This is a genomic window from Mesorhizobium onobrychidis (assembly GCF_024707545.1).
GTDB lineage: Bacteria > Pseudomonadota > Alphaproteobacteria > Rhizobiales > Rhizobiaceae > Mesorhizobium > Mesorhizobium onobrychidis.
On the sequence record NZ_CP062229.1, the window covers coordinates 4,473,595 to 4,492,890 of the forward strand.

18 protein-coding genes are annotated in these 19,296 nt (G+C 62.6%); 5 read left to right on the forward strand and 13 right to left on the reverse strand.

Annotated elements, in window-relative coordinates:
• Positions 1-17: 17 nt before the first annotated feature.
• From IHQ72_RS22230 to IHQ72_RS22245, 4 genes are all read right to left on the reverse strand, one after another.
• A complete protein-coding gene (locus tag IHQ72_RS22230; RefSeq protein WP_258117263.1) occupies positions 18-581 on the reverse strand; it encodes a DUF2076 domain-containing protein in 564 nt (187 codons plus the stop codon).
• A 125-nt stretch (positions 582-706) separates the two neighbouring features.
• Positions 707-1,423 carry a Bax inhibitor-1/YccA family protein gene (locus IHQ72_RS22235; protein WP_029352369.1) on the reverse strand — a complete coding sequence of 239 codons (717 nt, stop codon included), beginning with the start codon at positions 1,421-1,423 and terminating at the stop codon, positions 707-709.
• A 20-nt stretch (positions 1,424-1,443) separates the two neighbouring features.
• Positions 1,444-2,217 carry an anti-sigma factor family protein gene (locus IHQ72_RS22240; protein WP_095494918.1) on the reverse strand — a complete coding sequence of 258 codons (774 nt, stop codon included), beginning with the start codon at positions 2,215-2,217 and terminating at the stop codon, positions 1,444-1,446.
• A gap of 8 nt (positions 2,218-2,225) precedes the next feature.
• Positions 2,226-2,744, reverse strand: a complete 519-nt coding sequence (locus IHQ72_RS22245) for a sigma-70 family RNA polymerase sigma factor (protein ID WP_258117268.1) — start codon at positions 2,742-2,744, stop codon at positions 2,226-2,228.
• 366 nt (positions 2,745-3,110) lie between these two features.
• Between IHQ72_RS22245 and IHQ72_RS22250 the strand changes: the two genes are divergently transcribed.
• From IHQ72_RS22250 to mazG, 3 genes are all read left to right on the forward strand, one after another.
• Positions 3,111-4,265 (forward strand): OpgC family protein, encoded by a 1,155-nt coding sequence (locus IHQ72_RS22250; RefSeq protein ID WP_258117270.1) that lies wholly within the window; start codon positions 3,111-3,113, stop codon positions 4,263-4,265.
• A gap of 162 nt (positions 4,266-4,427) precedes the next feature.
• The gene (locus tag IHQ72_RS22255; RefSeq protein WP_258117271.1) at positions 4,428-5,612 is read left to right on the forward strand and encodes an amino acid aminotransferase; all 1,185 of its coding nucleotides are present in this window, start codon (positions 4,428-4,430) and stop codon (positions 5,610-5,612) included.
• 137 nt (positions 5,613-5,749) lie between these two features.
• On the forward strand, positions 5,750-6,574 hold the full coding sequence (gene mazG, locus IHQ72_RS22260) for a nucleoside triphosphate pyrophosphohydrolase (protein ID WP_258117272.1): 825 nt from the start codon (positions 5,750-5,752) through the stop codon (positions 6,572-6,574).
• 6 nt (positions 6,575-6,580) lie between these two features.
• Here the strand turns inward: mazG and hflX are convergent, their stop codons facing one another.
• The 8 genes from hflX to dusB all read right to left on the reverse strand — a co-directional run bounded on the left by hflX (position 6,581) and on the right by dusB (position 16,899).
• Entirely contained in the window at positions 6,581-7,972 is a 1,392-nt protein-coding gene (gene hflX / locus IHQ72_RS22265) for a GTPase HflX (protein ID WP_258117273.1), read from the reverse strand.
• A complete protein-coding gene (gene hfq, locus IHQ72_RS22270; RefSeq protein WP_006202172.1) occupies positions 7,973-8,218 on the reverse strand; it encodes an RNA chaperone Hfq in 246 nt (81 codons plus the stop codon). It lies immediately after the preceding gene.
• A gap of 145 nt (positions 8,219-8,363) precedes the next feature.
• Complete coding sequence (locus IHQ72_RS22275) at positions 8,364-9,224, reverse strand: D-amino-acid transaminase (protein WP_258117275.1); 861 nt, start codon at positions 9,222-9,224, stop codon at positions 8,364-8,366.
• Positions 9,225-9,414: 190 nt separating this feature from the next.
• A complete protein-coding gene (gene ntrX / locus IHQ72_RS22280) occupies positions 9,415-10,776 on the reverse strand; it encodes a nitrogen assimilation response regulator NtrX (protein ID WP_254021031.1) in 1,362 nt (453 codons plus the stop codon).
• Positions 10,766-13,051: a sensor histidine kinase NtrY-like gene (locus IHQ72_RS22285; protein ID WP_258117279.1), complete on the reverse strand. Its 2,286-nt coding sequence runs from the start codon at positions 13,049-13,051 to the stop codon at positions 10,766-10,768. The genes ntrX and IHQ72_RS22285 overlap by 11 nt, the downstream gene beginning before the upstream one ends.
• 223 nt (positions 13,052-13,274) lie before the next feature.
• Entirely contained in the window at positions 13,275-14,735 is a 1,461-nt protein-coding gene (gene ntrC / locus IHQ72_RS22290) for a nitrogen regulation protein NR(I) (protein WP_258117280.1), read from the reverse strand.
• On the reverse strand, positions 14,732-15,874 hold the full coding sequence (locus tag IHQ72_RS22295; protein ID WP_258117281.1) for a two-component system sensor histidine kinase NtrB: 1,143 nt from the start codon (positions 15,872-15,874) through the stop codon (positions 14,732-14,734). The genes ntrC and IHQ72_RS22295 overlap by 4 nt, the downstream gene beginning before the upstream one ends.
• A complete protein-coding gene (dusB, locus tag IHQ72_RS22300; protein ID WP_258117286.1) occupies positions 15,871-16,899 on the reverse strand; it encodes a tRNA dihydrouridine synthase DusB in 1,029 nt (342 codons plus the stop codon). Before dusB ends, IHQ72_RS22295 begins: the two co-directional genes overlap by 4 nt.
• A 236-nt stretch (positions 16,900-17,135) precedes the next feature.
• On the opposite strand from dusB, the gene IHQ72_RS22305 reads away from it, so the two are divergent.
• Positions 17,136-18,347 (forward strand): bifunctional 2-C-methyl-D-erythritol 4-phosphate cytidylyltransferase/2-C-methyl-D-erythritol 2,4-cyclodiphosphate synthase, encoded by a 1,212-nt coding sequence (locus tag IHQ72_RS22305; protein ID WP_374120404.1) that lies wholly within the window; start codon positions 17,136-17,138, stop codon positions 18,345-18,347.
• Positions 18,344-18,853 carry a CinA family protein gene (locus tag IHQ72_RS22310; protein ID WP_258117288.1) on the forward strand — a complete coding sequence of 170 codons (510 nt, stop codon included), beginning with the start codon at positions 18,344-18,346 and terminating at the stop codon, positions 18,851-18,853. Before IHQ72_RS22305 ends, IHQ72_RS22310 begins: the two co-directional genes overlap by 4 nt.
• On the opposite strand, the gene IHQ72_RS22315 is transcribed toward IHQ72_RS22310, so the two are convergent.
• Positions 18,829-19,287 carry a type II toxin-antitoxin system RatA family toxin gene (locus IHQ72_RS22315; protein WP_258117290.1) on the reverse strand — a complete coding sequence of 153 codons (459 nt, stop codon included), beginning with the start codon at positions 19,285-19,287 and terminating at the stop codon, positions 18,829-18,831. The two genes, IHQ72_RS22310 and IHQ72_RS22315, sit on opposite strands and share 25 nt — an antisense overlap.
• Positions 19,288-19,296: the final 9 nt, after the last annotated feature.

The following is a 19,296-nucleotide window of genomic DNA, read 5'->3' on the forward strand; positions in this document are numbered from 1 at the left end:
CCGCACTTCCATTCGTGTCAAAACTCAATATCACCAAAGTCCCCGCCGCCATCGGAGCTGGCATCGCCTGCCTGGTCGGCAGCGGCTTCGTCTGGCTGTGACGCCGCCGGCTCGGTTGCCTGCGCTTCGCTTCCGCCAAACATGCCTGCGATCGCGTTGCCGAGAAGCACGCCGCCGGCCACGCCCATCGCAGTCTGCGCGGCTCCGGCGAGGAAACCGCCGCCTGCCCTTTGTTGATCATTGCCAGAAAGCGGCTCCTGCGGCGCAGCGGCAGCGGTGCGCCCGACCCGCGGGACCGAACCCGAGCGCCTGGCGCCGCCGCCGAAGAGCCCGCCAAGCAATCCGCCGCCGGCAGACTGCTGTGCCTGTTGTTCCAGTTCCTCGATGCGGGACTGTGCCGCGTTCAAGGCCTGCTCCTGCACGACGATCGTTTGCGCCATGTAGTATGGCGCGCCGGGCTGCCGGGCAATCCGGTCGTTGATGAAGCGTTCCGCTTCGGCATCGCGCGGCGGCGTCTGTCGCTCGACGTTCGCAAGTTTCTCGAAAAGGTTGCCGATCGCCTGCTGGTCGTTCCTGTCCATGGGAAGCAACTCCGGTTATCCAGGCGCGCCGCGTCCAGCAGATTCTCGCGACGCACTCTAAGTCCCTGTTTTATGCATGTCGCGGTGCCAAAACCGCTGCCGCGACATGCATTGATTTGACGCGGCTATTCGCGCTCGCCGGTGAAGTTCAGCAGCAGCTGGAAGATGTTGATGAAGTTCAGATAGAGCGAGAATGCACCGAAGACGGCGAGCTTCTGCTGCGATTCCGCACCGAAGTTTTCCGCAAACTGCTCCTTGATCGTCTGGGTATCCCAGGCGGTGAGACCGATGAAGACGGCGATGCCGATCACTGAGATGGCGAACTGGAGCGCGGTCGAGCCGAGGAAGATGTTGACGATGCTGGCGATCACCACGCCGATCAGGCCCATGATCAGGAAGGACGAGAACTGGGTCAGGTCGCGTTTGGTCGTGTAGCCGTAAAGGCTTGTCGCGCCGAACATGGTGGCGGCGATGAAAAAGGTGCGCGCGATGCTGGTCCCGGTGAAGACCAGGAACACGGACGCCAGCGACAGGCCCATGACCGCACAGAATGCCCAGAACATCGCCTGAGCGCCGGCCGCGGACATCGTCTGTATTCGGAACGAGAACAGCAGCACGAAGGCGAGCGGTGCCAGCATCACCACCCACTTCAACGGGCTGGAAAAGATCGGCACGTAGAGGGCTGGCGTGGAAGCCACCACGAAGGCGATCACGCCGGTAACGACGAGGCCAACTCCCATATAATTGTAGACGCGCAGCATATGCTGGCGCAGGCCTTCGTCGTAGACGGCGCCGGTTTGGGCTCCGACGCCGGTGCGGTATCCTAGATTGGGGGTGTTCATGCGGGTTCTCCTTTGTGAGGTCAGTAAAGCGTGTTGGCGAGCGTTTCTGCGGTGCGATCGAGATCGCGGACACCGCTTCGGGCGACGACTGCGTAAGCAACTTCGCCGATCTGGAAATAGGCCGAGGAAATTTCGCCCGAGGGGGCGACGGTCGGCTGGACCACGTCGAACGTTCCGGGCCTGATCGCGAACAGTGAGACCAGCCCCAGGTCCCTAGTTTCGACAGCCATCTCGACGCTCGGGCCGAACTGCGACGGATAGATCTGCACGTCACGCACCTTCCAGTCCTTCGGCAGCGACGGCATGACGATCGCCGTGGCGGCGCGGATTTCGTCCGCATCGTAGTTCGGCGCTTCGGGCTGGGATGACATGGCCTCGCGCATGATCGTCGTCCTGTGTGCCCGGATCGCTTCCTCCAGATAGACAGGCGGCTGGGTCGAGGCGACGACTTTCGTCACCGATATCGGCCCGACGATCCCGTTCGCCAACCAGCCCGCAGCCACCAAGACTGCGACCGCCGCAGCCCGCTGCAACGTGCGTAAGGCGCGCCCCCGGGCCAGTCCCCGCTCCAGCCGCCGTGCCGCATCGGCCGTTGCCGGCCGCGCCATGCCCCTGGATCCGGCAAGCGCCACGCGCAGTTCGTCGCGCGTCCTGAGGTCGGACATCACGCGAGCGGCCGCCTCCGGACGGGCGGAAAGAAACGCCTCGACCTCGATGCGGCGGGCAACGTCCAGCTGGTCGTCGACATAGGCGTCGAGGTCGGCATCGGTCACCGGGTCGCGCAGTTCGCTCATCACAGACATCACGGGCCTCCCACGATCTTGAGGTGGTTTTTCGCACGTGCCGGCAATTTGTCCTCCATCTCGCGGAGCGCCGCGCGCGCCCTGCCAATGCGCGACATCAGCGTTCCCAGCGGTACGCCGCTGACCTCGGCCGCCTGGCTGTAGGTAAGTCCCTCGATGGCGACGAGATGCAGCGCCGACCGCTGCTCATCCGGCAATTTGAAAAAAGCTTCGCGCAACTGTGCCAGGCGGACGGAATGCTCCTGGGGAGCCTGCACGCTGGCGTCGACAAGATATCCGGCCTGCTCGACGCGCACCGCTTCAGACTTGCGGGACCGCAAACCGTCAATGAAAGCATTGTGGACGATCGACAGCAGCCATGCGCGCAGGTTCCCGCCCGATCGGAATGTGCCGCGCCGCTCATAGGCACGCACCAGCGCGTCATGCACCAGATCCTCTGCTTCTGCGCTGTCGCGCGTCAGCGAACGCGCGTAGCGCCGCAGGGAACCAAGCTGTCCTATGATATCGAAGCGTGGCATCGACCCTCTCATGTCCTGTTTACGGAGCATGGCAGGTTTTTAATCCCGCTCTTTGAGTTTTTTGCGATCCGGGAAGGTCAGGCATCACCGGTATAACGCCACCATCGCGCGTACGGCTTGTTTGTCCGCGAACGAGCAGCCCTCCCCTCAGCCGCCACAATTCGCCGCGCGGTTTTGGCGCACCGGGGATTTCGATGTTTATATCTGAATTAATTTGTGACGCGGAAAATCGCGAAGGTGTCATCTTTCTCGGGGCACTTGCGAGTTATAGGCAGGAAACATTCACCGCCGAATCTTCGCTTCGCCGACGGCCCTTTGGGCCCGCTTTGTTCAACGAATTATCGACCCGACATGACAAGCCCCGACATGACAAGCAATGTGCCAACCCAGCGGGATACCCGCATCGATGTCTTCCGCGCGCTAGCGCTGCTGACGATCTTCGTCAACCATGTGCCGGGGACGATCTTCGAGTATTTCACGCACAAGAATTTCGGCTTTTCCGATTCGGCCGAAGCCTTCGTGCTGATTTCAGGGATTGCCGTTGGGCTCGCCTACGGACTGAAGTTCCAGCCGGGGAACCGGTTGCTCATCACCCTGAAGGCTTGGCGGCGTGCCGGCGTCCTCTATGTCACCCATGTCATGACCACTGTCGCGACGCTGGCGATCTTCTCGGCGGCCGCATTGCATTTCTCGCGGCCCGATCTTTTGAAGCTGATCAACATCCAGATGATCATCGAGGACACGCCGGAAGCGCTGCTCGGCATCGCGGCGCTTGGGCATCAAATCGGCTATAACAACATTCTTTCCATGTATGCCGTCGTACTTCTGATGGTGCCGCTTTTCCTGTGGATCGGCACTTTCAGCCTGCGCCTGATGCTTGCTGCGTCCGCTCTCCTCTGGCTCATCGTCGGCATTTTCCAGATCGCGCCTTCGAATTTTCCCGGCGACGGCTTCTGGTTCCTGAACCCGCTCTCCTGGCAGTTTCTTTTCGTCATCGGGATCGCCGGCATGCTGCATGTCAAGCGCGGCGGCGAAATCCGCTTCAACTGGATGATGGCGAGCGCGGCCGTCGGGTATCTGGTCGGTGCGCTGATTTGGGTGCGGCTGCCGCTGTGGGGCATCGAGACGGCCTCCGGCCTGCCTACCGTGCTGACCGGCTTCGACAAGACGTTCCTGTCGCTGTCGCGCCTCATGCACATTCTGGCGATCGCCTATCTGATCGTGGCAATCCCGGCGCTTTCCAACCTGGCGAGGACCAGGCCCAGACACCCGCTCGCGGTTCTCGGCAAGCATTCGCTGCCGGTCTTCATCGCCGGAACGATCCTCGCCATGATCGCGCAGGTCATGAAGGTCGTCAGCCCAGGCGGGCTCCCCTACGACGCAATCCTGATCTCGACAGGCATCGCGCTGCAATTCGGCTTCGCCTATTACCTCGAATGGTTGCCGCGGATCGGTTGGGGCGGCAAGAAACAGCAACCTGTCGCCCCCTTGCCGTCGGCCGCCCTCAAGCTGGCGTCATAGAACGGCGTCAACCAACTGACATGCGGAAGCCGCATTTGCCTGCTGCGCCGTGCCAATCAGGCCTGTCTCCCCGCTTTGGCGGTTTTCAGCTTGGTGCAAATGAAACCGCTGGCGCAGCACGGCCGATTTGCGTATCACTCCGCCGCCAACGGAACCGCGCCGATGTTTGAAGACCTCCAGCCTGCCCTAGCCGACAAGATCCTCGCCTTGATCGGCCTCTATCGCGCCGATCCCCGCCCCGGCAAAGTCGACCTTGGCGTTGGCGTCTACAAGGATCTCGATGGCAAGACGCCGGTGATGCGCGCCGTGCGCGAAGCCGAAAAGCGATTGCTGCAGAGCCAGGATACCAAGACCTATCTCGGCCTTGCCGGCGATACCGGCTTCAACACGGCGATGGCGGGGCTGGTCTTTGGCCCTGCGGCCGAGCTGACGCGAATCCGTGCGGCGCAGGCGCCCGGCGGCTCGGGCGCGCTGCGACTGGTGGCTGAGCTGCTCAAGAGGACGCGATCGGACGCGACGATCTGGCTGTCGGACCCGACCTGGCCGAACCACATGCCGGTGATGCGCGCCGCCGGCCTGCAGATACGCGAATATCCCTATTTCGACGCCGCCTCAGGTGCTGTTCGCTTCGCCGACATGATGAGTGCGCTGGCGACCGCCAGGAGCGGCGACGTGGTGCTGCTGCATGGTTGCTGCCACAATCCGACAGGCGCCAATCTGGACACCGCGCAGTGGGCTGAAATAGCCGACCTAGTCGTCGAGCGCGGCTTGCTGCCCTTTGTCGACATTGCCTATCAGGGTTTTGGCGAAGGCCTCGACGCTGACGCCGTCGGCTTGCGCCTGCTGGCGGCGAAAGTCCCGGAAATGGTCGTTGCCTCGAGCTGCTCGAAGAACTTTGCCGTGTATCGTGACCGTGTCGGCGCGGCGATGATCCTGGCCAAAGATAGCGCGCAGGCGGATGTGGCAATGAGCCAGATGCTGTCGGCCGCCCGCGCTATGTACTCGATGCCGCCGGACCACGGCGCGGCCGCGGTGCGCATCGTGCTCGAAGACGCCACGCTGCGGGCCGACTGGGAAGCTGAGCTTGAGGAGATGCGCCTGCGTATGCTGCGGCTTCGTGTCCAGTTCGCCGAAGCGCTGCGGCGGCAGTCCAATTCCGACCGCTTCGATTTCGTCGCCAGCCATCGCGGCATGTTTTCCCGGCTCGGCCTGTCCGAAGCGCAGGTCGAGCGGCTGCGCGTCGAACACGGCGTCTATATGGTCGGCGACAGCCGCATCAACGTCGCCGGCCTGCCGGAGGACGGCATGGACGCGCTCGCCAAGGCGATCGTCTCCGTGCTCGACTGACACTTTGCTTGACCATGATCTTTTCCGAAAGCCGGCTTCCACTTTTCGGGATCATGGCCTGCGCGCAACTGTGGACAATGCGCCCTTGCCGGCTGACAGCATTTGCCGAGTGATCGGTGCACGATAGCATTCGACGGATGAAACCCTCGAAAGACATTTCCCGGCTGATCGAAATCATGGCGGCGCTGCGGGCGCCGGAAACCGGCTGCCCGTGGGATATCGAGCAGGATTTCTCGACCATCGCGCCCTACACGATCGAGGAAGCCTACGAGGTGGCGGACGCGATCGCACGCGGCGACCTGGACGATCTGCGCGACGAGCTCGGCGACCTCCTGCTGCAGGTCGTCTACCATGCGCAGATGGCCGAGGAGGCCGGTGAATTCGCCTTTGGTGACGTGGTCCAGGCCATCACCACAAAAATGATCCGCCGCCATCCGCATGTCTTCGGCGACGAGGAGGCGCGCAGCGCCGGCATGGCCAAGGGCATGTGGGAGAAGATCAAGGCTGAGGAAAAAGCGGAAAAGCGAAACGCCCGCCTCGCCCGCGGGCACGATCCTGAGGATCATGGCAAGGGTTTTCTGGACAGCGTACCGGTCGCCCTGCCCGCTTTGACCCGGGCGCTCAAGCTGCAGGAAAAAGCGGCCCGCGTCGGCTTCGACTGGAGCGAGGCCACGCCGATCCTCGACAAGATCGAGGAAGAGATCGGCGAGTTGCGCCAGGCCCTTGCCAAGGGCGATACGGCTTCGATCAAGGACGAGTTCGGCGACATGCTGTTTGCCGTCGTCAATCTCGGGCGTCATCTCAAGGTCGATTCCGAAGCGGCGCTCAGCGGCACCAACGAGAAATTCCGGTCGCGGTTCCACTATGTCGAGCACGCGCTGGAAGCGTCCGGAAACACCCTGGAAAAGGCGACGCTCGACGAGATGGAGGCGCTTTGGCAGCAAGCCAAGAGCGTGAAGTAACAGCGATTACCCGTTGTTTTTACGGCGCAATCTGCTTTCTATCTCTTCATGCGCGCTTTGCGTGGCCTTGAGCGCGACGGTCACGCCGCCATCTTCATTGTCGGTGCGCGAGACGACGTCGCCATTGCGGTAGAGCCAGTCGACGAGCCCGAGCTGCTCAGGCTTGAGCGTGACGGTCAGCGTTTCCAGTTCGCCAGACACTCTTGTCTCGATGATCGCCTTCAGCACATCGATGCCCTCGCCGGTGGCGGCCGATATGGCAATCGGCGGCGCCTTGTTGCCGTCGATGCCGTCGGCGAGCAATCGCGCCCGGTTGCCTTCATCGAGCCGATCGATCTTGTTCCACACTTCGATGACACGCTTGGTGTCGCCGGCATCGACGCCGAGATCGGCGAGGATGCGCTCGACATCCTCGGCCTGGGCGGCCGTGTCGGGGTCCGAAATATCGCGCAGATGGATGACGAGATCGGCCTCGACCACCTCTTCCAGCGTTGCCCGGAAGGCTGCAATCAGATGCGTCGGCAGATCCGAAATGAAACCGACCGTGTCCGAAAGGATGATCGGCGTGCCGTGCGGCAGTCGCACTCGACGCAGTGTCGGGTCGAGCGTGGCAAACAGCATGTCCTCGGCCAGCACCCCTGCTCCGGTTAGCCTGTTGAATAGCGTCGACTTGCCGGCGTTGGTATAGCCGACGATCGCCACCACCGGGAACGGCACCTTCTTGCGCTTGGCGCGGTGCAGGTCACGGGTGCGCCGCACGGTTTCCAGCTCGTGCTTCAGCTTCTTGATCTTGTCCTGCAGGGCACGGCGGTCCGACTCGATCTGTGTTTCACCAGGACCGCCGAGGAAACCGGCGCCGCCGCGCTGGCGCTCGAGGTGGGTCCAGCTTCGCACGAGCCGGCCCTTCTGATAGTTGAGGTGAGCCAGATCGACCTGCAGCGTGCCTTCCTTGGTCCGTGCGCGCTCGCCGAAAATTTCCAGGATCAACCCGGTGCGGTCCAGCACCTTGGCGTTCAATTCCTTTTCCAGGTTGCGCTGCTGCACCGGCGTCAGCGGATGGTCGACAATGACCAGTTCGGCACGGCCCTCTTTGACGATCTCCGCGAACTCCGCGACCTTGCCGCTGCCGAGCAGGGTTGCAGGCCGGGGATCGTTGACGGTCACCACCGCGGTATGGATCGGGTCGAGGTCAATGGCTTGGGCAAGGCCAACCGCCTCGTCGTGGCGGGCCTCGGCGGAACGCGTCAGGCGCGGACGATTCGTGTCTTCGTCGCCTCGTGGCTGGCGGGTAAGCACGGGCACAATGACCACGGCCCGGGTCGAGCCTTCGGTTTCCGTACTCGGCTGATATGCTGGTTTTTCGCGAACGCTGCGGTCCGCGTCTTTCTTACGTGCCAATCAGGCGCCCTGGCTTTCCTCGCCATCGAACATCTGAACCGGCTGGCTCGGCATGATCGTGGAAATGGCGTGCTTGTAGACGAGCTGGGAATGGCCGTCTCGACGCAGCAGAACACAGAAATTGTCGAACGAAGTGACCACGCCGGTCAGCTTCACGCCGTTGATGAGGAAGATGGTGAGTGGGTTTTTGCTTTTGCGAACTGAATTCAGGAACAGGTCCTGAAGATTTTGCGATCGTTCCGCCATTGTTCTTGTCTTTCGCCGATCCCCTTCGGTTTGCAAGCCAATGCGCCAAATTACCCGGCACGTGTCAAGCGCGCAAACACCATCTTGCCGTCAATAACGACAAGCAGAACGAGATATATTGATGTTCATTCCACCTGTGCGGTTATCAGGCTGGACTTTTTTCCGCAACGTCAAAAAAGGCTTGCCGCAAGGAAAGTGTTATCGAGCCCGGATGGCCGTTGGCGACGGGTGCACCGTCGATCGCCACGATCGGCATGGCGATCGTGGTGGCGGAGCTGATGAAAACCTCGCGCGCGGCTTTGGCTTCGGCGACCGAAAAGCCCCGCTCCTCGATCTTCAGGTCGAGCTTGGCGGCCACTTCGAACAGCGTGGTGCGGGTGATGCCGCGCAGGATGCCGTGCTCGGCCGGACGCGTGACCAGCACGCCATCCCTGGTGATGATCCAGGCGTTCGACGATCCACCTTCCTTGACGATGCCGTCGGCATCGACGAACCAGGCTTCCTGGGCGCCGGCTTCCTTGGCCTTCTGCTTGGCCAGCACATTTGGCAACAGGCCGACCGACTTGATATCGACCCGATCCCAACGGTTCTCCGGCACGGTGATAACCTTGATTCCGCTTTCGGCTCGCTTCGCGGCAGCAGCGGGGTCGGCTTTCCTGGCGGTCACCACCAGCGACGGCTTCGTGCCCGCCGGAAAAACAAAATCACGGCTGGCGACGCCACGCGTCACCTGAAGATAGACCAGGCCATCGGTGACATGGTTGCGGCGGACCACCTCGCGCATGATGATCGGCAACACGCCCCGCGTGACCGGCCAGTCGATCGACAATTCGGTCAGCGAACGGTTCAACCGCCCGAGATGGCGAGGCATATCGACGATGAAGCCGCACGCCACCTCGCAAACCTCGTAGACGCCATCGGCGAACTGATAGCCGCGGTCCTCGATATGCACGAAAGCGTCGGCGTGAGCGACATAGCGCCCGTTCACATAGGCAATGCGCGGCATGGGTCACCCCTGGAGAAGTCAGCGCATGACCCCGAAAATCGGAATCGATTTTCGGGGTCATGCGCGCAAAAATCAAAACGCTACAGCGCCCTCTGCGCGTCCCAAAAGACGCGCGGCGCTGTAGCGCTTTCTTAGGCGATTCCGCCGCCGCCGTAACCGATAATTGCGTAAGCCACGATTGGATTGGCTATCAGACGCCCAGCGACTTCAGCTTGCGGTGAAGCGCCGAGCGCTCCATGCCGATGAACTCGGCCGTTTTCGAGATGTTGCCGCCAAAACGGTTGATCTGGGCGATCAGATAGTCCTTCTCGAACTGTTCGCGCGCTTCACGCAACGGCAGCGCCATGATGTGCTGATCGGACTGGTTTGGCGTGCGCGGCATGACATCGCCGATCTCGGCAGGCAACAGATCGGCGGTGATCGGTGCATCGATATCGTCGCCGCGCGCCAGGATCATCAACCGCTCGACATTGTTGCGCAACTGGCGGACGTTGCCTGGCCAGTTGTGCGCCTGCAGCACCGCCAGCGCGTCGTCGCCGATGCGCCGCGGCCGGATGCCGGCCTGGCGGGCGATCTGCTTCATGAAATTGTCGACCAGATAGGGAATATCCTCCCGCCGCTCGGCCAGTCCCGGCACCATGACCGGAACCACCGCCAGACGGTGATAGAGATCCTCCCGGAAACGACCGTCGGCGATCATCGCCTCCAGGTTCTGCGAGGTCGACGAGATGATACGGACATCGACCTTGACCCGTTTGGTGCCCCCTACCCGCTCGAACTGCTGCTCGACCAGCACGCGCAGGATCTTGTTTTGCGTTTCGCGCGGCATGTCGGCCACTTCGTCGATGTAGAGAATGCCGCGATGGGCTTCCTCAAGCGCGCCGACCTTGCGTTCGACACCGTTTGATTCGGTGCCGAACAGCTCGACCTCCATGCGTTCGGGCGTGATGTTGGCAGCGCTCAGCGTGACAAATGGGGCGTTCTTGCGCGCCGACAGCGTGTGGATGGCGCGTGCCGCGAGTTCCTTGCCCGAGCCGGACGGGCCGATGATCATGACGCGGCTGTTGGTCGGCGCGACGCGCTCGATGGTCTGGCGCAACTGGCTCATCGCCGACGACATGCCGATCAGGTCGAAGGTTTCGCCGCTGCGCAGCTTGAGATCAGAAACCTCGCGTCTCAGTTTCGAGGTTTCAATTGCACGTTCGGCGATGAGGATCAGCCTGTCGGCCTTGAACGGTTTCTCGATGAAGTCATAGGCGCCGCGGCGGATGGCCGAGACCGCCGTCTCGATGTTGCCGTGGCCCGAGATCATCACCACAGGCAGGCTCGGATGCATCGTCTTGATCTCGTCCAGCAACGCCAGTCCGTCCAGACGTGAGCCTTGCAGCCAGATATCAAGGAAAATCAGCCTCGGCGCCCGGTCGGCGATCGCCGCCAGGGCGCTGTCGGCATCGAATGCCGTGCGGGTTTCGTGACCTTCGTCGCTCAGGATACCGGCGACAAGTTCGCGGATGTCTTCCTCGTCATCGACGATGAGAATGTCAGACGCCATTACCGACCTTTTCAGTTTCTCTTTCGTGTTCCGTCTTGCCTTCGCCGCGCGACGGCACGGTGGCGGCGAGCGGCAGGATGATGCTGATCATCGCGCCTCGCCCGTCGTGGAAATCCGCCGGCGCGTCATGCAATTCGAGCCGGCCGCCATGGTCCTCCACTATCTTCTTGACGATAGCGAGGCCGAGCCCCGTGCCCTTCTCGCGTGTCGTCATGTAAGGCTCGAGCAATCGCTGACGATTCTCGCGCGGCAAGCCCTTGCCGTTGTCGATGACATCGATGCGAATCGCACCATTCTGGCGCCCGGCTTGAATCCGGATTATGCCGTGCGAGCGGTCCTTTTGATCAAGTCCGTCAATCGCCTCGGCCGCGTTCTTGATGACATTGCCAAAGGCCTGCGCCATCAGGCGGCTGTCGAAAGTGCCTTTGAGCGGTTCGTTGCCGAACACGCGCTCGAAGGTAATATCGGAGCGGCTCACTTCGACGAGGAACGAGGCTTCGCGCAACGATTCGCGCAAATCGAGGGCCTTCATTTCGGGCTTGGGCATGCGGGCGAAAGCGGAGAACTCGTCGACCATCCGGCCGATGTCCTCCACTTGCCTGATGATCGTGTCTGTGCACTGATCGAAAACCTCGCGGTCTTCGGTGATGACCTTGCCGTAGCGGCGCTTGATGCGCTCGGCGGAAAGCTGGATCGGTGTCAGCGGGTTCTTGATCTCGTGGGCGATGCGCCGCGCCACATCCGCCCAGGCCGAAGAACGCTGCGCCTGGACCAGATCGGTGATGTCATCGACCGTCACGACATAGGATTTCTCCTCCGCACCGTCGTCGCCGGCCTCGACCGTGATCTGCACGTTGAAGGTGCGCTCCGTACCGGCGCGATAGAAGGTCACCTGCTCGCGGTGGACAGGCTTGCCCGACTTGCGGCCGATCTCGAAGACGCGGCCGACATGCGGCAGCACCGCGGAGAGGTTTTGCCCGAGTGCGGCAGTGGCGGATATGGCCAGCATCGTTTCGGCCGACCGGTTGACGATGGTGACGATGCCATATGGATCGACCCCGATGACGCCGGCGGTGACACCGGCAAGCACGGCCTCCGAAAAGCGCCGCCGCTCGTCGATCAAATCTTTGGCGGACAGAATCTCGTTACGCTGCGATTTCAGTTCCAGCAGCATCTTGTTGAAGGTGTCGCCGAGCGAGGCGACGTCGCCGTCGGAGGGCCGAACCGGCACGGCAACGTCGAGATTGCCGGTCGCGACCTCGTCGGCCGCGCCGATGAGCTGGCGGATCGGCCGCACCAGGCGGTCTGCCACGGCGATGCCGGTCCAGATGGCGGACAGAATGATGATCAGCGTCAGCGACAGATAGGGAAGTGCGAAGGCGACCTGCGAGGTGCGGCGATTGTCTTCCAGACCGCGATATTCGTCGGTGTTGGATCTGACAATCTGCCGCGCCTTGATCACCTCGGGATCGACGAGCCGGATGGTGTAGAGATAGAGCCCTTCGATCTCGCGCAGCTTGACGATGGCGCCCATGATGTTGCGCGTCTTCGGCTCGATCAGCACCGGCCTGCCGTCGGCGGCACTGCTCATGGCGCCTTCCGGCGGCTCCGGCATGGCAAAATCGGCGTCGGTCTTGGCGCTCATGACGAATGAACCGTCGGGCCTGACCAGTGCGGCATGGGCCAGAGAGCGTCCGACAGCTTCCTTGTTCATGAGATCGAGGAAGCCGGTTCGATCGAGGCCGTAGAGCGTGCGGGAGGCGTCGAGATCGTAAGCCATCGACAGGGTCGTCCCCTGGAGATTGCGCGCGTTCTCCTGCACATAGGCGTCGGCGATCGACAGCGACGAATTGACGATCGTCTTGGTGCGGATCTCGAACCAGCGATCGAGGCCGATATCGAGTGTGATCGAGGCGATGATCGCCACCATGATGGCGGGAATCGCGGCGACCAGCGCGAACATGGCGACGATCCGCACATGCAGCCGCGACGCCGCCTTGCCGCGCCGGCGCGCCATCAAAATGCGATGCACTTCGCGGCCGACCAGCGCGATCAGGAACAGGATGAACGCCGCATTGAGGGCGATAAGCGCCAGCGTCGTCCTCTCGTCCGGCGTGATCGGCGTGGCGCCGACGAGAATGGCGAAGGAGATCGCTGCCGTAACCAGCGCACCGGCAATTGCCACCACGCCCGGCAGCGCGAGCAGCCGGCGCCCGTCCCGTGTGCCAGGTTCGCTGAAAAGCGTTTCGCTCGGTGTCGGTGCCTGTGAAGCCATGTCGCCGTCTAGAGCCAGTGATTGCGTCGGATGTATGCAACGCATTGTGGCGATTATGCAACAAGTGTGGCCTGTACGGAAATGTTTCGGCGATCGATCCCCTGAAAAGGCTTCGCTCTGTCGCACCAGCCCGAAAAATCGGAATCGATTTTTTCGGAAAGCACGATGCGACAACTCAAAGTGCTAGAGCGAACTTTGTACGTCCGAACGGACGGACGTCGCTCTAAGCCTGCCTGTTCGATTTATAGACGTTGACGCCGAGTTCGCGAATTTTCTTGCGCAGCGTGTTGCGGTTGAGCCCGAGGAGTTCCGCAGCCTTGATCTGGTTGCCGCGGGTTGCCGTCATCGAGGCCAGGACCAGCGGATATTCGACCTCGGAGAGAATACGCTGATAGAGGCCGGCGGGCGGCAAATCGCCGGCGAACGAAGCAAAATAGCGCTGCAGGAAATGTTCCACCGCCTGGCCGATGGACAGATCGTCGGGTATGAGGTTGCCGCCACCGGGAACGACCGGCCTCTCGCCGGTCTTCAGTTCCGCCTCGATGACTTCGGCGGAAATCTCATCCTGCGAATAGAGCGCGGCCAGCCTGCGGACAAGATTTTCGAGCTCGCGCACGTTGCCTGGCCACGGATAGCGCTTCATCAACTCGATGCCGCCTGTGGAAATGCGCTTGGTCTGCAGGCCTTCGCTGGCGCCGAGCTTGAAGAAGTGCCGGACGAGATCCGGAACGTCCTCGGACCGCTCGCGCAGCGCCGGCAGCCTTAGCGGCACGACATTCAGGCGATAGAACAGATCCTCGCGAAAAAGCCCTTGATTGATCAGCGTGCGCAGATCCTTGTTGGTGGCGGCGACGATGCGCACGTCGGTCTTGATCGGCGTACGGCCGCCGACGGTGGTATATTCGCCCTGCTGCAGGACACGCAGCAGGCGCGTTTGCGCTTCCATCGGCATGTCGCCGATCTCGTCGAGGAAGAGCGTCCCGCCCTCGGCCTGCTCGAAACGGCCGGTGGAGCGGTTCTGCGCGCCGGTGAAGGCGCCCTTCTCGTGCCCGAACAGTTCCGATTCGATCAGGTCGCGTGGGATCGCCGCCATGTTGATCGCGACGAACGGGCCGCCGCGGCGGCGGCCGTATTCGTGCAGCGCGCGCGCCACCAGTTCCTTGCCGGTGCCCGATTCGCCTGAAATCATCACCGTCAGGTCGGTCTGCATCATGCGCGCCAGCATCCGGTAGATGTCCTGCATGGCGGCCGAGCGGCCGACCAGCGGCATCGTTTCCGGCGGCTCGTCGGCCCGCGCATCGATCTTCGGCCGTCGGGGCTCGGAAAGCGCCCGGTTAACGATGTTGAGAAGCTCGGTCAGGTCGAACGGTTTCGGCAGATATTCGTAGGCGCCGGTTTCGGAGGCGCGAATCGCGGTCATGAACGTGTTCTGGGCGCTCATGACGATCACAGGCAGTTCCGGCCGTGCCTTCTTGATGCGCGGCAGCATGTCGAAAGCGTTTTCGTCCGGCATGACCACGTCGGTGATGACGAGATCGCCCTCGCCCGCCGCCACCCAGCGCCACAGCGTCGAGGCGTTGGACGTCACGCGCACCTCATGGCCGACGCGCGAAAGCGCCTGATTGAGGACGGTGCGGATGGCCGCATCGTCATCGGCGACGAGAATATTGCCGCGAACCGTCATTTGCGGTCTCCTTCACCATCGTCGTCTGTGCCGAACGGCGTTACTTTCCAGGCTGGCATCAGGATGCGGAAGGTGGTTGCGCGCGGCGTTGAATCGCATTCGATGATGCCGCCATGCTCGCCGACGATTTTCGCAACCAGCGCCAGACCAAGCCCCGACCCGTTAGGCTTGGTGGTGATGAAGGGGTCAAACAGGATCGGCAGGATATCTTCGGAGACGCCAGAACCGTTGTCGCGCACGCAAAATTCCAGCGGCAGCGATACGCGGCCCTGCGTTCCCGGAACGGAAACACGGATGCCCGGCCGGAACGCGGTCGACAGCGTGATCTCGCCTTGCGGATCGCCGCCAATGGCCTCGGCCGCATTCTTGACCAGGTTGAGAAACACTTGGATGAGCTGGTCGCGGTTGGCGAAAACCGGAGGCAATGATGGATCATAATCCTCCAATATCTTGATCCGCTTGGCAAAACCGTTCTTGGCAATCGCCTTCACATGGTCGAGCACGACATGGATGTTGACCGGATAGCGGTCGATGGGCCGCTCGTCGGAAAACACCTCCATGCGATCGACCAGCGAGACGATGCGGTCGGTCTCGTCGGTGATCAGCCGGGTCAGCGCGCGATCTTCGTCGGAAGCGGACAGTTCGAGCAGCTGGGCAGCACCCCGGATGCCGGATAGCGGGTTCTTGATCTCGTGGGCGAGCATCGCAGCAAGGCCGGTCACCGAGCGTGCCGCACCGCGGTGCGTCATCTGACGATCGATCTTGTCGGCCATCGATCGTTCCTGGAACATCACCACGACGGAGCCCGGGAATTCCGACACCGGCGCGACATAGAGGTCGACGACCTTCTCGATGCCGAGGCGCGGCGACGATACGTCGACCCGGTATTCGTTGACGGGCGCCCGGCGCTCGCGCACCTGGTCGACAAGCGTCAGCAGTGGGCTGCCGAAGGGAATGAGCTTGGGTAATGTGTTGCGGGCGAGCATGGTCGCGCTCGAGCGGAAGAAATCTTCGGCATCGGCATTGGCGAAGGTGATGACCCCTTCAGCATCGACCATGATCACCGGGCGGCGGATGGTGTTGAGTAGGATGTGGGCGGCGTCCGCCATATCCATGCTCTGTGCAACGGTGGCATTCATGCTGCGCTCCGCAGGTTCATCGTCTCGGCAGCGCGTGAAAACACCTCGCGCAACGCGGCAACGACGCGGACGGGCTCGAAGGAGGTGAGGATGGCCTTCCGCCGCTCATCAACGACGCCAGCGGCGTGGCGGTCGAGATACCAGCCAAGATGCTTGCGCGCCTGGCGCACGCCGCTTTCGATGCCGTGGAGCGTTAGCATGTCCTCGTAGTGGGCAACGATGTAGTCGGCCAGCGCTTGCGGACTTTCGGGCGCACCAGGCGTTGTCTCTTTTGCCGCGGCTGCCGCGATGCTGCCTGCCGTCCAGGGCGCGCCATAATGCGCGCGGCCGATCATCACCGCGTCGGCGCCCGACTGGTCGAGGATCATTGCTGCCTCCGCCGGCGAGCCGACATCGCCATTGGCGACGACCGGGATCGACACAGCCTGCTTTATGCGCGCGATGGCGCGCCAGTCCGCCTTGCCCTGGTAGAACTGGCAACGCGTGCGGCCATGCACCGTCACCATCTTGACGCCCGCCTGCTCGGCGCGGCGCGCCAGCAGCGGCGCGTTGAGCGCGCTTTCGTCCCAGCCGAGCCGCATCTTAACCGTGACCGGCACCTCGACGGTGCCGACCACCGCCTCGATCAGCGACAAAGCGTGATCGAGATCGCGCATCAGCGCCGAACCGGCATAGCCGCCCGTCACCTTCTTGGCCGGGCAGCCCATGTTGATGTCGATGATGTCGGCGCCCTCGCCCGCAGCGATTCGGGCGCCCTCTGCCATATGCGCCGCCTCACGGCCGGCAAGCTGGACCATGTGCACAGGCAGCCCGGAATGGCGGATGCGCAGGCTGCAACCGGCTCTGCCCCTGGCAAGCTCGCCGCTCGCCACCATCTCCGACACGACCAATCCGGCGCCATGCGCATAGGCACGCTGCCGGAACGGCTCATCTGATATACCCGACATGGGCGCGAGGAAGGCGCGATTGCGGATTCTCACGCTACCCACGTCCAGCGGCGACGCCAATTTGGTCAGGTCAAGCATGCACAAAAACCAAGCATTCTTAATTGCTGCACATTCTCTAGCCAGAATGGCAGCAATGTGCAACGCGCAATGACGTCACATTAAGGCGCATTTGGGAAAAATGCTGGCGTTCCGCCCATACCACGCTCAAAGCAGGACGCTCTGACACTTTGCACCTGCGCATGATCTCTTCCGAAAAGCGATTCCACTTTTCGGGATCATGCGCTAAGCGTCTCGGCATGACAGATCCAAGCGAAATGCGAGCTTTGGCTGCGGACGACAAGGTTGCCGTTGTTATCGTCGCCGCCGGCCGCGGCGCGCGCGCCGGTCAGGCCGACGGACCGAAGCAATACCAAAGGATCGGTGGCCGTGCCGTCATCGCGCGCACATTGGATATGTTTTTGGCACATCCGAGAATCGGTCCTGTCGTCGTCGCCATCCACGCCGACGACAGCGCGCTTTTTCGCAGCGCCGCCGGGGCCAACGCCGATCGGGTCATCACGGTGACCGGTGGCGCGTCCAGGCAGGACTCCGTCCGGCTCGGGCTGCTTGCGCTGAGAGGCTATGCACCGAGCCAGGTTCTGGTCCATGATGCCGTTCGCCCGTTCGTCGACGCGGAATTGATAGACCGTACGATCGCCGGCATCGGCGAGCGCCAGGGAGCGCTCCCTGCCCTACCCGTCGCCGATACGCTGAAACGTGAGTCGGCCGCCGGCATGATCGGCGAGACAGTTTCCAGGAACGGGCTTCATGCCGCCCAGACGCCGCAAGGCTTTCCGTTCTGGCCGATCCTGGCCGCCCATGAAAAGGCCCATCATCTTGGCAAGGCAGACTTCACCGACGATGCCGCGATTGCCGAATGGGCGCATATTCCGGTGAAAATTGTTCCGGGTTCGCCGGATAATGTCAAACTCACCTGGGCAAGGGATATTTCGATGGCGGATCAGCGGCTTTCCGGCGAACGGCCGCGTTTTCCGGACAGCCGCACCGGCAATGGATACGACGTTCATGCCTTCGAGCCGGGCGATCATGTCACCTTGTGCGGCGTCTCTATCCCGCACGAAAAGAAACTGTCCGGCCATTCGGATGCCGATGTCGGCCTGCACGCCTTGACCGACGCGCTGCTCGCCACCTGCGGCGCCGGTGACATCGGCACGCATTTCCCGCCTTCGGATCCGCAGTGGAAAGGCGTGGCCTCGCGGATCTTCGTCGAATATGCGGCGAAGCTGGTACGCGCGCGCGGCGGGCGCATCGCCAATGCCGACATCACGCTGATCTGCGAGGCGCCGCGCATCGGCCCACATCGCGAAGCAATGACCGAAACCCTTTCGGCAATGCTGGCAATTTCCCGAGACCGCATCTCGATCAAGGCGACAACCAACGAAAAGCTCGGCTTTGTCGGCCGCGAGGAAGGCATAGCGGCCATCGCGACCGCCAGCGTCGTGTTTCCAGGGGATGTCCCCGAATGAGCAACAGCGATCTCGTAGATGCCCTGCTTCAGGCCTGCCAACAGCGCGGCATCATGCTGGCGACGGCCGAGAGCTGCACCGGCGGCATGATCATCGCCGCCCTGACCGACATCGCCGGCTCTTCCACGGTGGTCGACCGGGGTTTCATCACCTATTCCAACGAGGCCAAGACGGAGATGCTCGGCGTGTCCGCCGCCACGCTTGAGGCGCACGGCGCGGTCTCCCGGGAAACGGCGGTCGAGATGGCGCAGGGCGCCCTGACCCGTTCGCGCGCCGGGCTAACCCTTGCGGTCACCGGCATTGCCGGTCCAGGCGGCGGCTCGACGGAAAAGCCCGTCGGCCTGGTCTGGTTCGGCATCGCCTTGACTGGCCGGCCGGTCGTCAGCGAATGCCAGTTGTTCGCCGATAAGGGCCGCAATTTCATCCGCCGGGAGACGGTCAGGCAAGCGCTTGAACTGGGCTTGCGCGCACTCGCCGCGGATCAGGCTGCCGGCGTTGCGCCATAGATGACGTCGGCCCGCTTCTCGAACGCCTCGGAGAACATGCGGAAGGCGCGATCGAACATCGCTCCCATCACCGCACCCAGAATACGGCTCTTGAATTCGTAGTCGATGAAGAAGCAGACATTGCAACCGCCGTCGGCCGGCTCGAAGCGCCAGGCATTGCTCAGATATTTGAACGGGCCGTCGATGTATTTGACGTCGATGGCGTTCTCGTCAGGCTTCAAAAACACCTGCGTGGTGAAAGTCTCGCGGATCGCCTTGTAGCCAATGCTCATGTCGGCGATGAGCAGGGTGCGTCCGTCGCGTTCCTTGCGCGAGCGAACCGTCAGTGCCTCGCAAAGCGGCAGGAATTGCGGATAGGATTCGACATCGGCGACCAGGGCGAACATCTGTTCAGGCGTATGCGTGACGCGGCGATGGGCTTCGAATTGTGGCATGAAACCAGT